Here is a 13,621-nt window from a genome sequence, read left to right on the forward strand (position 1 = left end):
CGGCTTTTCGCTTGTCCCATGCGGGTTTTCAGGGCATTTGCCTTGGAAAGCCGCGCCAGTGCTGGGTTTGCAAACTGGGAGTCTGCCGTGCAGCGGCAGGGCAGTTGGTGTCTGCATTGACGCTAGAGCTGAGGGGCCACCGTCGATCATCATGTCCAGGCGGGGGATGCCCCAGGCTGCGCGACGCCGATCACTCTTCCGGCAGCACCGCCTGCCGCACGAAGAACAGGAGATGTGGCGTGTGGCGCCGCAGCTTTGCAGATTCCATGTCGGCACGGGACGCTCTCGATCCCACCTCAGATGCCGGATAGATGACTGCAGGTTTCTCTCCCAGCCAGCCCTCAACGATCAGATCTTGTTGTGCATGGGGGAGTCCATATACGTACGGTTAGAAGGCTTACTTTCCATGACCCACTCTCAAAATCTTTCCATCATCTTGTGCAATTTCAGCGACTGCAACACCACCGAGAGAATTTTTTGGCAAAGTGCCTTCTACAATCCAGGTGCCGTTGACCAAGACAGCCTTGAACGGCTTTTGCCGTGAGATTTGCTCTTGGCCATAAATTGGCTCCCAAACTGCAACTGCAATCTTTATCGCAGTCCCTGCATCAGGAACATAACCCCGTGCGGGTTTGAAATTATGCGGTGACTGTGAATATGCCGCTGGAATAAACAGCAGCAGAGCTATTGCGATGTTGAGCGTGCGCTTGTTCATGGAGTCTTGTAACGTGCAAGCTCAGCGGACGGCGGAGCCGTCCGCTGGAGCGACAGGTTGGGCCTCGGCAGTTGCCAAGACCGCACTGGCTTTGGCCATAAGCGGAGAGTGATCCACCGAGCCCAAGTTGGAGACGAAGCCGAACTCGCCCGTTTTCCGAAAGTGTTGGACCCACTCCTGCAGTTCGGAAAGCAGCCAATCAGGGCAACCATCGAGGACAGCAACGTCTCCGGTCTCCGCGAGGCGGCGTACAGCGGCGAATGTGCCGCCCATCCGGGACTGGCGGTCGCACAGAAATCCATACTCGCGCTCAATGCGATACGCGGACTCAACCGCGTCGCTGATCTCAGAGTCCATGACATTCCCCGTATGCCCAACGTAGAAGTAACCGGCACCGGAGCGCCAGCGGAGGGAACCCAAATGCGCAGCATTTGGGTGTCCGGTTGACTGCCGTGTTAGGCGCTCCACGGTTACGCATTGTGGTAGACCTCGCCGGGAAATAGGTTGCCAGAGATTGCACTGGTGCGAATCTTCGACATCAGCGCGAACACCACCTGTTCGTCTTGTCGGCCGCGCCAAAGTTTGACTGTGTCGAGACGGTGAACAAGTTCATATTCAGCGGAATCGTCGGAAAGCAGCGACGCGGGTTTGACCTTGAATAAGCCAAATTCATTGGCATGAGACAAGTAGTCGGGGTAATACTCGTACGTTGCCCACTCGCCCTCGATGCTTACTAACCGGCCCTTGTGGTTGAAAACGGACATAAGCAACGCCTAACGTTCGAATTCAGCGGACCAGCCAGCGCAGCTGGCGCAGGTCCGCTGCAATGAGGGGTTAAACAGCATTTTCACGCCGGTCCTCAGCGGTGATGCGCTGCACTGAATACGGCTCAATTTGCGCAGGCCAGAAGCCCCACGGTCCAAATCCGCCACGCCCGAGCGATCCGACCGGCGGAAGCGCCAAATAGCTGCTAATAACTCCGTGAATGCGAACGCGCTTACCAACCCAACGCTCTAGCGCTTCTGTATTTGGTTGCAGGCTTCCGTTGCCAAAACCGACCCAAATACTTGCTTGGTATTGATGCTCCCCTTCCGCTGGCCCAGATTGACGCTCGGCCTTTGGATAGTGAAGCAACTCAAGCCCTTCTGACTGACGCTCCAATATCCCTTCCACCTGAACCGGCTGATCATTCAGCGTGGCCAGTTGAGCTAGGACTTCATTGACTGAGCGATGCGCGGTCATGCTGTTTAACGTGATGTAGACCGCAAATCTGCCAAATATCGTGGCGCCTGCGGTCTATTTCGGGCGCGCCTGCTCCCTATGGGCTCAGTGCCGGCGCGGCTCTTGGCGGGATGGCGGATTTGGCATGCTGCGTAATGCGCCCGACAAACCCCGCAACCTGCTGAAGTCTATCTGCCCGTGCGCAGACGCGACATGGGGTGGACTCACTAGGCACCCAGGCGGCTGAGCATCCTGCGCGGCGACCGTCAGCGCAGGGCAAAGCGGTTGTACGGCAGACGTACTCAAACGCCTTCCCGCTTGTCCGGCGCTGAAGGCGGGGGTTCAGCGAGCACTGCTCGCTGCCTCCGCAAGACTGAGCGCTTGCAAGCGCGAGGCCCCTGCGCCACAAACCGGTTGTTGGGCGCGCCTCTCCAGCCACTTTGCCCTGAAAACCCGCATGAATGCTGGTTCTGTGCCACAGCATGCGGGCGTCGTCCATCTTGCGGTGTAGCCTCCCGTTCAGTGCAAGACGAACGCGCGCCCAACCCTGACTGCCGGAGAACGCCCTTGAACCCCCTCGCCGCCTGCGCCCTGCTCTGCGCCGCCACGCTCGCTCCCAGCTTTGCCTTTGCACAAGCCGCCGCGCAGCCGGCGGCGAATGCATCCACCCACGCCTCGCCTCAGGCCGCCGCGATGATGGCGATTGACTGGGCCGCCGTGAAGCCGAGTACGCAGCTGGAGGTGGTGCCGGCCGACAAGCCGGGCGTGTACGAGTTGCGCGCCGTGATCACGGACCTGGCCACCGGCAAGGAACTGATGCGCCCGCGCCTGCTGACCGAAGCCGGCAAGGAAGCGCGCATCGAGGTGGGCGCCGAGGGCGCCACCCTGCTGCGCATGGCGGTGACGGTGAAGGCCGACGGCAGCGCCGCCACCACCAGCACCGAAGTGCGCCGCAAGGGCGTGCTGGAAGCCAGCCAGCGCACAGAACTGCGGCTGCGCTGAGCGGCAGGCTTTGGCCTGGCCGTACACCCCTTCCCGCTTGTCCCATGCTGAAGGCGGGGTTTCAGCGAGCACGGCTCGCTGCCGCCGGAAGTCTGAGCGCTTGCAAGCGCGAGGCCCCTGCGCCACAAGCCGGTTGTTAGGCGCGGTTCTTCAGGCAGTTTGGTCTGAAAGCGCGCTCTGATAGCCGATCTTCGTTTCGCGATCGAGGCGGGAATGGTCACCCGCCCTCTTTACCCACCCTCTGCACCCGGCTCCACCAGGCGCTTGAGGTTGTCCAGGCTGTCCTGCCAGCCCAGGTAGCACATCTCGGGCGGGATGGCGTCGGGGATACCGGCCTGCTGGATGTGGAGTTCGGTGCCGCAGGAGACGGCGGTGAAGTCGATGGTGACCTCCAGCGTGCCGGGCAGGTTGGGGTCGTCGAAGACGTCCGTGTAGCGCAGGCGCTGGCCGGGCGCCATCTCGAGGAATTCGCCGCCAAAGCCGTGGCTGTGGCCGGTGGCGAACTGCGTGAAGCTCATGTGGAAGCGCCCGCCCACGCGCGGCTCGAACTGCTGCACCTCGCAGGTGAAGCCGTTGGGCGGCAGCCAGCGCGCCATCGCGGCGGGCTCGGTAAAGGCGCGGTAGACGCGCTCTGGCGGCGCGGCAAGCACGCGGTGCAGGCGAACGGTGTTTGGCATGGTGAACCCTCCTGACCCGCTTGATACCCGAGCCGCGAGCGCTGCGGCGCTGGCGCGTTGGCGGCGCCGGTTGGGCGGAGCATGCTTGAGAAGTGGTGCCGCGAAGTGGTGCGACGTGGCTTGGGGGGAATGACGCTGTTCGACTTGCCTAAGCGGGACGCGCGCCGAACAGCCGTTTCTCAATCCGGCGGCCAAGCAAGGCGCCAGCAAGGGCAAAGGGACCGCCCGCGACCCCGACTGACCAGAACACCTGCCCAAAGATGCTGTGCAGCAAGCCGCCCGACCCCGGCCAAACCAACACACTCACCATCGGGACAACCACCGTGACGAGCACACCGAGTGCGGCGCCGCGCCCGGCGCCGACCACCGGGGGGTTGCCGGGGAACCGGCGCATGACCAGCGTGGCGACCCCAATGAATGCAGTGAGCGCCCCGACCAGCCCGTGCACCGCAGCGAGCAGAGCCAAATCTCCGAAGCCCGCGCTTGCGCGCCAAAGCACAAAGAACACACCGGATGCCAGAAACACGCCTGCAAAGGCCCATGCCGCAGCCTCGCAAGCCGCGCGAGACGCAACACTCATTTGCGGACCGCTGGTTTGTTGTGAACCATGACGCTGCAAACGGATTCGCCCTTGCGGACTGGATCGGACGCGCCCACGACCCAATAGATCGGTGACCGTGCAGTTTTTGGCGGTATTGAACTGGCCGGTCGCCTGGCTGGGCGCCTGCCATCGGTTGCCAATCGCTGCAGTCTATCGGCCCATGTACTTCGGCGCGACACGTTGCGGCGACCGGAATCAGCGGCGTCCAGCGCAGCTGGGCGTCATGAGCTCGCATCGGCAGGCCGTCTCGATTTCCAGCCCTTCACCCCGGTAGCCCGCGCCGCCCGAAACCCCCCGCTTTTCGGCAGATGGCCCACAGCGTTGCGCCGCTAGCCTGCTATTGAAGGGAAACGCAGGCGGGAGACGCAGGCCTTGGCGCGAGCCGGGGTGGCGGCTGCTGCGCGTGCGCCTTGGTACGTGCTGCGCAGGTGGTGCGGCCAGTGTGCCGAAGCGTCAACCAAAATTTTTTTGAAATCGCCCTAAAGCCCGGCGAAAAGCGGCCGATACAGCGTCAGACCGAGTGGGATTCCCCCGCTCCGGGCTGCCACTGAAGGTTGCCAACAAGGTTTCCAGGAAGGGTTGCCGCCATGCTCGCAGTCGCTGTTGAATCCACCGTGATGACCCCTGTGCTTCGCACTGCGACGCCGGCTGGCGCACTGCTTGCCGAGCTGCCGCTCGTGCGTTCGCTGCCCTTCACGGCCAGCGCTGCACCCATGAGCGAGAAGCGCCACATCGACACGCTGCTGGGGGCGCTGCGCGCCTCGGGCGTGCACGAGACCGAGGCTCAGTGGTTTGCCCGTCTGGGCGAGCCGCGGCAGTTTGCGGCGCCGGGCGAGGTCGAGCAGGCCGCCCGCATTGGCGCGCAACTGGGCGCCGCCGGCGCGTTTGCGCTGGGCTGACCCGCCCCGACACTGAATACCCCTTCGGGCGGCGATCCGATCCGCCGCCTGATTAGGCCGCACCCGCGTCTTGAATTGACGCGGCTTGCGGCCGTTTTTCGTTGGATTGCGCCGGCTCCGTCGCGGACACACTTCGTTTCAACAGGCATGAAAGTGATTGCGCTTTCGTCGCCAAAGCAAACGCAGTGAGAAACACCAGGAGCCCGCCATGAACTTCCACACCGGCCTCGACTTTGCCCCCACCCTGCCCAGCTGGGAGGACCCGACCACGGAGCAGGCCATCCTGCTGCGCGAGCTGCTGGAAGCCGGCGTGGACGCGGACGACGCCTACTGGTTCGTCTTCGAGGCCGAAGCCATGCGCACCGACGGCGTGGACGATGAAGAGCGCGTGCAGGCGATCCTGAACCGCTTCTGCAGCGCCGAGCGCGAGCGCGGGGCGCACTGAGCCTCAGGTACTGAAGCGCTGCACCTGCGGGGCGCAGCCGACGGGCGCACGGCCAGCGCGCCCACCGCAGATTCGCGGGCATGGCCATGCAAAGCCGCGCCGTGCCACCAAATACAAAGAGCCGCCCGGGCCACCGGTGCGGCTCTTGTGCTTTCAGGCCTGCCTGGCTCACGCTGCACCTGGGTCTGACCCGCCGCCGCACTGCGCAGCAGGCGGGTCAAGACATGGGGCAACGCAGCGGTTGGCTTACTTCTTGGCCGCCTCGGCCATGTTCAGGTTGATGAAGGGCACGGCGCCACCAGCCACAGTGGGCAGCTGGCCGTTCCACTTCTCGATCGCCTTGAGCTGCACGTACTCCTGACCGCCCTGCTTCTGGATGGCCTCGGCCTGCACGCGGATGGCGTCGGCTTCGGCCTTGGCCTGGGCCACGCGCTGCTCGCCTTCGATCTTGATGCGCTCCAGATCATTCTTGGCCTTGAGCGCGCGCTGCTCGGCCGTGACCTTCTGCTCGATGGCCTCGGTAAATGCCTGGCTGAAGGCGAAGTTGGTCACGCTCATGTCCTTGATGGTCACGAAGTGCGGCTGCAGCTTCTCACGCAGGCTGACGAGGATCTTCTCGCGCACGGCGGCGCGCTGGGTCACCAGCTCCTCGGCCGTCTGCTGGGCAGAGACGGCCTTGAAAGACTCCTCAATGGCGGGCTGCAGCGCACGGGCCTGCAGCACATCGACCGTGCGGTAGTTGCGGTAGACCTCGGGCGCATCGGTGCGGTCCACGGCGTACTGCACCACGAAGGTGGCTGAGACGCTCTGCAGGTCGCGCGTGGAGGCGTCCACCGCCTTGGCCTCGTAGGAGAGGACCTGGATGTTCACGAGGTTGCGGTCGTCCACAAAGGGCATCTTGAAGTGCAGGCCTTCTTCATAGATGGCGGGCTTCACGGCGCCGAAGCGCGTGATGACGGCCACATGGCCCGAGGGCACGGTGAAGTAGCTGCCGATCAACACCGTCAGCAGCACGAGCACGAGGATGGAGACGGCGCCAATCTTGCCGGCGGTCTTGGCACCGCCGCTGCTGGCGAACTCCCCGCCGGAACCAGGTTGGGGGAAGCGCATGCTCATTGTTCGGACCTTTCTTAGTGGGCTGTGGGTTGGGGCTTGCGGGTTGCGCCGCGCTGGCGTGTAGGTACGGCAGCACAGGCGAGGCGCGACTGTACGCAAGCCGCAGCCCCGCACTCGCGCCGCTGCGACGAATGCGCCACACAGGGGCTGCAAGGCGCCGCACACGGGATGAACCGGTTGGGCGCTCGCGAGGGGTGTTCAAGGGCTGCGCGTGTGTGCAGCCCCGCTGGGGCAGTGCTTGCAGGCCATCTGAAGGGCAATCTTCAATGAGTCAAAATCGGCCGCTTTAGGTGGATGAAAGAATCATGCCAAGAAGCTCATCTGAATTGCGGAAGGCCGGATTATTCTTTCTCTAAATACATTGTTTTTGGCCACCTTGAATAAACCAAGCAAGCTGGCGACCGCTGGCTCGACGGCCCGTCCGGATGCGCTTCTGCAAGATGCGCAGGCCACAAACCCAGCGACGCCCGGCGTGGCGGCGCACTCGCCGAGATGGGGTTGCGCCCTAGCCTGCTTTGGGCAGGTGCAACGCACCTGCAGCACACTGCACCCGGCGCTAGAACAGGCTGCCCTGCACGCTCAGCGCCGCCGGATTGAACAGCGCCATGTTGAGCTGGCGCCGCTGCCGGTTCATGCCCAGGCGCCGGACCTGCGCCTCGAAGCGCTGGCGGATCAGCTCGGCCCAGATGCCCTCGCCCTTCATGCGGGTGAAGAAGTTGGGGTCATTCAGGCGGCCCGCAGTGGAGGCACCGACCGCGCCGGGGTGGGTAGGCGCCTCGCCCGGGATGCCGCGCATGTCGCGCAGGCGGTTGAGCACGCGCTCGGCGCGGTCTGGGTAGTGGGCGCGCAGCCACTGCACGAACACGTCTTTCACCTCCCAGGGCAGGCGCATGACGGTGTAGAAGGCGCTCTGGGCGCCGGCGTCGTGCGCGGCGGTCAGCACGCGCGCGAAGTCGTCATTCAAGAACGGAATGATCGGCGCCACGCTCACGCCCACCGGTACGCCGGCGCGGGCCAGCGCCTCGATCACCTTGAGCCGCCGCATGGGGCTGGGTGCGCGGGGCTCCAGCTGGCGGGCCAGCGTGCCGTCCAGCGTGACGAGCGTGATGTACACGGCCACGCGCTGCTCGGCCGCGGCCTCAGCCAGCTGCGAGAGATCGCGCAGGATCAGACCGCCCTTGCTGATGATCGTGAACGGATGGTGGGCCTGATTGAGTACTTCAATGACAGCGCGGGTGATGCCCCACTGCTTCTCGCAGGGTTGGTAGGGATCGGTCACGCTGCCGATGTTGATGACCTTGGGCGCATAGCTGCGGGCCTGCAGCTCCGCACGCAGCGCTTCGGCGGCATTGACCTTGGCGTACAGCCGGGTTTCGAAGTCCAGCCCGGGGCTCAAGCCCAGATAGCTGTAAGAGGGCCGCGCATAGCAGTACACGCAGCCGTGCTCGCAGCCGCGATAGGGGTTGATGGAGTAGTCGAAATAGACGTCCGGGCTGTCATTGCGGCTGATGATGCTGCGGACATGCTCGGCGGTGACCTGGGTCTGCAGCGCGGCGGGCTCGTCGTCTTCGTCCGTGTCGATGCCGGAGCGCAGCGGCGCCCAGCCGTCATCCACAGCCTCGCGCACATCGCGCTCGAAGCGGCCTTGCACGTTGCCCACCGCGCCCCGCCCGCGGAACAGACGCACCGGAGTGGCCACCGGCGGTGGCGCCAGGGCGTCGGGTTCAGCTTCACGGGTCAGGAGCGCGGGCATGCCTGCACTCTAGGCGATGACTGTTTATTTGTACAGTATATTTGCGGGGTAGCTGAGTCCGCCGTGGCACGCGGGCACATGCGCCCGAAGCTGCATTCACAGGACGTGCTGCCCGCACCCCAAGCGAGGCCTTGCAACCCCGCTCCCGAACAACCCAGGCTGCAAGCGCTTTTGCCGATCTGGCAACGCGCCCCGGGTGCAGTTGCGGCTTCGTCTATTCCTGAAAGAGGCAGATACAAAGCAACGCTTGATGGCGCCGACCCGCGCGCCGAACATAGCTATGCCCGTGTGCTTTGTTTGAAACTCTAGCTGGTGGGTCTCCACCCCGTCATTCCAGCCCTGCCCCGCAGTCATGTCTCCTGACTGCGCCCGGCACGACCTCCGGCACGCACCGCCACCCCTCGGATGTGCCAGCGAGGAGCGTTTCAGACACGGCCACGGGCAATTTCTTCTGTGCATTCACATGAAACGCCGGCATCCATTGCACGGCGCTCGCGAATCAGGGATCAGTCTGCCGTGTCTGTGTTCTGCCGTTTGCCCGCGCTGCTGCTGGCCGCACTATCTGTGCTGCTGACCAGCGGCTGCGCCACGGCACTCAAGAGCGAGACGCAGCCCGTAGACGTGGAACTCGTCAACGCCGACGGCAGCCGGTGGCGCACGCCGGCGGTCTGCACCGTGCGCAACTCCGCCCAGGAAATCAGGGGCAACGGCCCGATGTTCGATGTGAAGGTGGAGCGCTCCATGAGCGCCCTGCGGGTGGAATGCCGCGCCCGATGCGGCACCGTCGGCAGCACGACCGCCAGCAGCCGCACGGCCACGAGTTCTGGCACCGTGTTCGCCGGCATGACCGGCCTGGTGATCGACCATCTCTCCGGCAAGCTGTACGACTACCCGCGGGTGGTGAAAGTGGTGATGCAGCCCCTGCCGGACGCCCAGCCCGACACCACGCTCATGGCGGCACGCGATCGCGCCGTCAACGGCAGTTCCGCACGCGCCGCCGCCGCTGTCACGCTCAGCGGACCGGCCGCTGCGAGCGCCAGTGCCGCGGGCGGAACGGCACCTGCAGCGAGCAGCCAGGCCACCGCCGCCGCAGCGCGCTGATCAAGGCGGCGGAGGGTGCGCCTCGCCGCTAAGCAGCTAAGCAGCCAGACCGGCACGTCAAGCCGCGGCCTGCCTAGACCAGCGAAATCCGGAAGCGCAGCACCGAAGCGTCACCATGTGCACCCGGCTCGATAAACGTACCCACCTGCACGCCGCCGTTGCTCGTGATGACCTTCTGCGAGGGCAGGTTGTCCGCATCCGCTGTGAGGTCCACCCAGGCCAGCGCTTCAGCACGCGCATGCACCAGCATCTGCGCCAGTGCCTGCGTGGCGTAGCCGCGCTGGCGCTTCCAAGGCACCACCGCGTAACCGATGTGCCCGTGCACCCAGGGCGGCAGCTCGCTCGTGCCACGCTGCCAGCGAAAACCGATCGAGCCGCAGAACGCTCCACCGCCCTCGCCTGCACCCTCGCCGTGCACGTCACGCTCCCACATCCACATGCGAAAACCCGGCAAGCGCGGCACGGTGCGTCCATCGGCCAGGGTGACGGGCGCGCCGCGCGCCTCGCGGTCCGTGAGGCTGGCGATGAACTTCTCGGCGTCGCACTCGATGGCGGCCAGCTCCTCGGCCGCCGCAGCCGCGCCGCGGATGTTGTCTGCGGACCAGCCGGCACGCAGCGCGGCGGCATAGCTCTCCAGGTGCTGCATCTGCGGCGTGACGAGCTGCATGGTCAATGCGTTCATGGGTCAACCCTTGTAGGCACGAATGGCGGTGATGCGGCCCTGCGCATCGAAGTGCAGCGCATCCACGACCTCAAGCTCGATCGTTTCGTCCACCACGATGCGCAGCTGCGCGGCGGCACGTGGCGGGTGCTCGTCGGCCACTGCATACAGGTGCAGCAGCTCAATGTGCAGGGTTCGCACCGCGTCAAAGTTCTTCTGCGTCTCGGCCAGCACAGCGGCGCGGCCCTGCACGCGCAGGTTCCAGTCCTGCAGCACCACCTCGTCGGCCAGCATGCCGGCGATGGCGTCCAGGTCCTTTGCGGCATAGGCGGCGAGGTAGGCGCGCAGCTGCGCTTCCGGCGTGCTCATGCGCCCGGCTCAGCGGCGGCGCTGCTGGCGATCGGCGCGAAGCGGCGCTGCATCAGGCCATCGATCTCGACATCGCCCACGAACATCTCGAAGGGGCGTACCCACAGACCGGAATCGTTGTAGAGCGGCCGGTACAGCACCAGCGGCTCGTGCGTCTCGCTGTGGCGCGCCACCGCGATCACTTCATAGTCCTTGCCCTTGTAGTGGCGGTACCGGCCCGGCTCGATCGTGGGCAAGGGATTCAAGTCGCTCATGTGTTCCTCGTCTCGTGGCCATTGGCGCGGCCGCGCGCCTGCCTATGTTGCCAGCATGCAGCAGCACTGCACCGGTTCGGCTGCAAACCGCTTGCCTGCGCCAAAGGCCGGGCATCTGCACTAAATTGGTTCACCCGAGCTTCGGCCCAAGGCGAGTGTGCATGCGCGGCACGCGAGAGACGGTCGTCGTATCGGCGCTTTTTCCCGCACTGACTGAACCAGACTCTGCGCGACGTTCGCTGACCCAACCTGTGCCGCCCAGCCCCACGCCTTCACCGCAACGCAGTCAACGCACCTTCTGGATGGCCGTGCTCACGGGGCTGGCCATCACCGCCATCTGGACCACGCTGACATATCAGCAGGTCGAGCGCCGCGAGCGCGACCAAGTGTCCGCGGCGATCGCCGCCTTCGGCGCGCAGAGCCAGCGGCGTCTGAGCAGCTACGAAGACGTGCTCTACGGGGTGGACGACTACTTCAAGGCCAGCTCCGGCGGCGTGGACCGCCGGGAGTTTCAGCGCTTTGTCGAGCGCGCGCTGGCCCAGACCCAGGCTTTTGCATCCATTCAGTGGGTTCACTGGGTCAATGGAGCGGACCGCACTGCGCTTGAGGCGCGCGTGCGCGCCGAGGGCTTCCCGGACTTCGCGCTGCGCGAGCGCAAGAACGACACGAACGAAATCATCGTCGCGCCGGCCCGTCCACGGCATCTCGTGGCCGACTACATCGTGCCCTTCGAGCCCAACCGGCGGGTCCACGGCTACGACAGCTCCGGCAACCCGGCGCTGATGCTGGCCGCAGAGCGCGCCGAGCAGACTGGCAAGGTGGCCAGCAGCGAGCGCATCACCCTGGCGCGAGACGCCGCACCCATTCCTGCGGTGATCGCCTTCAAGACCGTGCCGAACAACCCGCCCCACGGCGGCGCCGGCTTTTCTGTGGCGGTGCTGCGCATCCCGGCCGTGCTGGCTGATCTCCAGAGCTTGACCGAACACCCGATTCGGCTGCGCCTGCGTGATGTCGATGCGCCGGACGGCGACCAGTTGCTCGGCGACACCGCCACCGACGACAACGGCTACGCGCCCTCCACGGCGCGCCGGGCCTGCGGCCCCAGCGGCTTCTGCACGGTCAATCTGAACTTCGGCGGCCGGCGCTGGACTCTGGACATGCAGCCCAGCCAGGCCTGGGCCGGCGCCAGCACATCGGCCGGCCGAGCGTTGCCCTGGGTCATCCTGCTCGGAGGCACCCTGCTCACCGCGCTGGGCGCCCTGCACCTGCGCAGCCGCCAGCAGGCGCTGGAACGCACCCAGGCCATGGCCTACGAACTGGCGCATTACCGCGACAAGCTTGAAGACGAGGTCCGTACACGCACCGCCGAACTCGTGGCCGCGCGCGACCAGGCCGATGCCGCCAACCGCGCCAAGAGCCGCTTCGTGGCCAACATGAGCCATGAGCTGCGCACCCCGATGAACGGCGTGCTCGGCAGTCTGCAGCTGCTGCCGCTGGAATCTCTGCCTGCGCAGTCCCGCAAGCTGGTGGAGACCGCGCAGCAATCCGGCGAGCTGCTGCTGGGCATCCTGAATGATGTACTGGACCTTTCGCAGATCGAGGCGGGCAGGCTGCAGATCATCAAGACCGTGGTGCAGCCGCAGACCCTGCTCAATGACACCCTGGCCCTGATGCAGCGCCCGGCCGCGGCCAAGGGCCTTGCGCTCAGCGGCACGGTGGCGCGCGCCGTGCCGGACGCCGTGCAGCTGGATGGGCTACGTGTGCGCCAGGTACTGATGAATCTGGTATCCAACGCCATCAAGTTCACCGAGATCGGCGAGGTGCAGGTGCATGTGAACTTTGCCCTGGCCAATGGCGAGCCGAACCTGGTGATCGAGGTCATCGACACCGGCCCCGGAATCCCGGACGCCGTGCAAGCCGAGATCTTCAAGCCCTTTGTGCAAGGCGATAGTTCCATGACACGGCGCCACGGCGGCGTCGGTCTGGGTCTGGCCATCAGCCAGCAGCTCATGCAGCTCATGGCCGGCCGCCTCAGCGTGCGCAGCGCCCCCGGCAAGGGCGCCACCTTCCGCATGGAACTGCCCGCACCGATCGCCGAGCTGCCGGCCGCGCCTGCGAGCGCAGCGACCGACACGAGTTCGGCAGCCACCCAGGCCGCGTCGGCCAATCCGGAAACACCCAACAGCGCCGCGGCCCTGCCCCATGTGCTGGTGGCCGACGACAACGCCATCAACCGCACGCTGATCGAAGCGATGCTGGCCGAAGTGGCGCGCATCGACCTTGCAGTGGATGGCGAGGACGCGCTGGCGCACTGCACGCGCGAGCGCTACGACCTCGTCCTGATGGACTGCCACATGCCGGTCATGGACGGCTTTGCCGCGCTGGCCGCCCTGCGCACCGGCACGGGTGCCGCCGGCCCCTTCAAGACGCCAAGCAGCACGCCCGTCGTGGCCGTGACGGCCGACGCCCTGGAGGGCGATGAACAGCGCTGCCTGGCGGCCGGGTTCGACGCCTACATGACCAAGCCGCTGCAGCGCGATCGGCTGCGCGAACTGGTGCAGGCCTACGCCCGCGTGCGCGACCAGACGCCGGCCTGATCGGCTCCAGCTCTGCCTTGCGCCGTGTCGCAGGTACAGCACAGGGCAGGCTGACACGATGCCGCGGCCTGAAGCTTGAGCACCGTGCTGTGTGCTCCACGCCGACCCAGAAACCATGGAATCTGGCCGTTATTGGTTTATTTTTATTCAACCAAAGTCGGCTTTCCGCTTTTCTATAGCGGCTTCTGGCCATTAATCGGCGACTCAAAA

General features: G+C 65.4%; 16 protein-coding genes. 5 read left to right on the top strand and 11 right to left on the bottom strand.

Annotation, left to right across the window (positions count from 1 at the left end; all coding sequences use genetic code 11):
• Nucleotides 1–397: 397 nt before the first annotated feature.
• The 4 genes from ACMDW7_RS09130 to ACMDW7_RS09145 all read right to left on the bottom strand — a co-directional run bounded on the left by ACMDW7_RS09130 (nt 398) and on the right by ACMDW7_RS09145 (nt 1,957).
• Complete coding sequence (locus ACMDW7_RS09130; protein ID WP_377301304.1) at nt 398–715, bottom strand: YbbC/YhhH family protein; 318 nt, start codon at nt 713–715, stop codon at nt 398–400.
• Between the two features lie 21 nt (nt 716–736).
• Nucleotides 737–1,072 (bottom strand): hypothetical protein, encoded by a 336-nt coding sequence (locus tag ACMDW7_RS09135; RefSeq protein WP_377301303.1) that lies wholly within the window; start codon nt 1,070–1,072, stop codon nt 737–739.
• Between the two features lie 113 nt (nt 1,073–1,185).
• Entirely contained in the window at nt 1,186–1,479 is a 294-nt protein-coding gene (locus tag ACMDW7_RS09140) for a hypothetical protein (protein ID WP_377301301.1), read from the bottom strand.
• 70 nt (nt 1,480–1,549) lie between these two features.
• The gene (locus ACMDW7_RS09145; protein ID WP_377301299.1) at nt 1,550–1,957 is read right to left on the bottom strand and encodes a hypothetical protein; all 408 of its coding nucleotides are present in this window, start codon (nt 1,955–1,957) and stop codon (nt 1,550–1,552) included.
• Between the two features lie 546 nt (nt 1,958–2,503).
• Here ACMDW7_RS09145 and ACMDW7_RS09150 point away from each other — a divergent pair.
• Entirely contained in the window at nt 2,504–2,938 is a 435-nt protein-coding gene (locus ACMDW7_RS09150; RefSeq protein ID WP_377301297.1) for a hypothetical protein, read from the top strand.
• A gap of 230 nt (nt 2,939–3,168) precedes the next feature.
• On the opposite strand, the gene ACMDW7_RS09155 is transcribed toward ACMDW7_RS09150, so the two are convergent.
• Nucleotides 3,169–3,615: an SRPBCC family protein gene (locus ACMDW7_RS09155; RefSeq protein WP_377301295.1), complete on the bottom strand. Its 447-nt coding sequence runs from the start codon at nt 3,613–3,615 to the stop codon at nt 3,169–3,171.
• A gap of 148 nt (nt 3,616–3,763) precedes the next feature.
• A complete protein-coding gene (locus tag ACMDW7_RS09160; protein ID WP_377301294.1) occupies nt 3,764–4,195 on the bottom strand; it encodes a hypothetical protein in 432 nt (143 codons plus the stop codon).
• 608 nt (nt 4,196–4,803) lie between these two features.
• On the opposite strand from ACMDW7_RS09160, the gene ACMDW7_RS09165 reads away from it, so the two are divergent.
• Nucleotides 4,804–5,115 carry a hypothetical protein gene (locus ACMDW7_RS09165; protein ID WP_377301292.1) on the top strand — a complete coding sequence of 104 codons (312 nt, stop codon included), beginning with the start codon at nt 4,804–4,806 and terminating at the stop codon, nt 5,113–5,115.
• A gap of 208 nt (nt 5,116–5,323) precedes the next feature.
• Nucleotides 5,324–5,560, top strand: coding sequence for a hypothetical protein (locus ACMDW7_RS09170; RefSeq protein ID WP_377301291.1), 237 nt, complete (start codon nt 5,324–5,326; stop codon nt 5,558–5,560).
• A 246-nt stretch (nt 5,561–5,806) separates the two neighbouring features.
• On the opposite strand, the gene ACMDW7_RS09175 is transcribed toward ACMDW7_RS09170, so the two are convergent.
• Together ACMDW7_RS09175 and ACMDW7_RS09180 are read right to left on the bottom strand one after the other, a co-directional pair.
• Nucleotides 5,807–6,676, bottom strand: coding sequence for a prohibitin family protein (locus tag ACMDW7_RS09175; RefSeq protein ID WP_377301289.1), 870 nt, complete (start codon nt 6,674–6,676; stop codon nt 5,807–5,809).
• A gap of 556 nt (nt 6,677–7,232) precedes the next feature.
• Nucleotides 7,233–8,429, bottom strand: a complete 1,197-nt coding sequence (locus tag ACMDW7_RS09180) for a PA0069 family radical SAM protein (protein ID WP_377301287.1) — start codon at nt 8,427–8,429, stop codon at nt 7,233–7,235.
• A 516-nt stretch (nt 8,430–8,945) separates the two neighbouring features.
• Between ACMDW7_RS09180 and ACMDW7_RS09185 the strand changes: the two genes are divergently transcribed.
• On the top strand, nt 8,946–9,530 hold the full coding sequence (locus tag ACMDW7_RS09185; RefSeq protein WP_377301285.1) for a hypothetical protein: 585 nt from the start codon (nt 8,946–8,948) through the stop codon (nt 9,528–9,530).
• Nucleotides 9,531–9,603: 73 nt separating this feature from the next.
• Here the strand turns inward: ACMDW7_RS09185 and ACMDW7_RS09190 are convergent, their stop codons facing one another.
• From ACMDW7_RS09190 to ACMDW7_RS09200, 3 genes are read right to left on the bottom strand one after another with little or no spacing between them, the layout of a single operon-like run.
• Nucleotides 9,604–10,212 carry a GNAT family N-acetyltransferase gene (locus tag ACMDW7_RS09190; RefSeq protein WP_377301283.1) on the bottom strand — a complete coding sequence of 203 codons (609 nt, stop codon included), beginning with the start codon at nt 10,210–10,212 and terminating at the stop codon, nt 9,604–9,606.
• Between the two features lie 3 nt (nt 10,213–10,215).
• Nucleotides 10,216–10,560: a nuclear transport factor 2 family protein gene (locus ACMDW7_RS09195; RefSeq protein ID WP_377301282.1), complete on the bottom strand. Its 345-nt coding sequence runs from the start codon at nt 10,558–10,560 to the stop codon at nt 10,216–10,218.
• Nucleotides 10,557–10,814: a DUF1653 domain-containing protein gene (locus ACMDW7_RS09200; protein WP_377301280.1), complete on the bottom strand. Its 258-nt coding sequence runs from the start codon at nt 10,812–10,814 to the stop codon at nt 10,557–10,559. Before ACMDW7_RS09200 ends, ACMDW7_RS09195 begins: the two co-directional genes overlap by 4 nt.
• A gap of 251 nt (nt 10,815–11,065) precedes the next feature.
• Here ACMDW7_RS09200 and ACMDW7_RS09205 point away from each other — a divergent pair, with 251 nt between their 5' ends.
• Nucleotides 11,066–13,411: a CHASE domain-containing protein gene (locus ACMDW7_RS09205; RefSeq protein WP_377301278.1), complete on the top strand. Its 2,346-nt coding sequence runs from the start codon at nt 11,066–11,068 to the stop codon at nt 13,409–13,411.
• Nucleotides 13,412–13,621: the final 210 nt, after the last annotated feature.

Source organism: Piscinibacterium candidicorallinum (assembly GCF_047549485.1).
Lineage (GTDB): Bacteria > Pseudomonadota > Gammaproteobacteria > Burkholderiales > Burkholderiaceae_C > Piscinibacterium > Piscinibacterium candidicorallinum.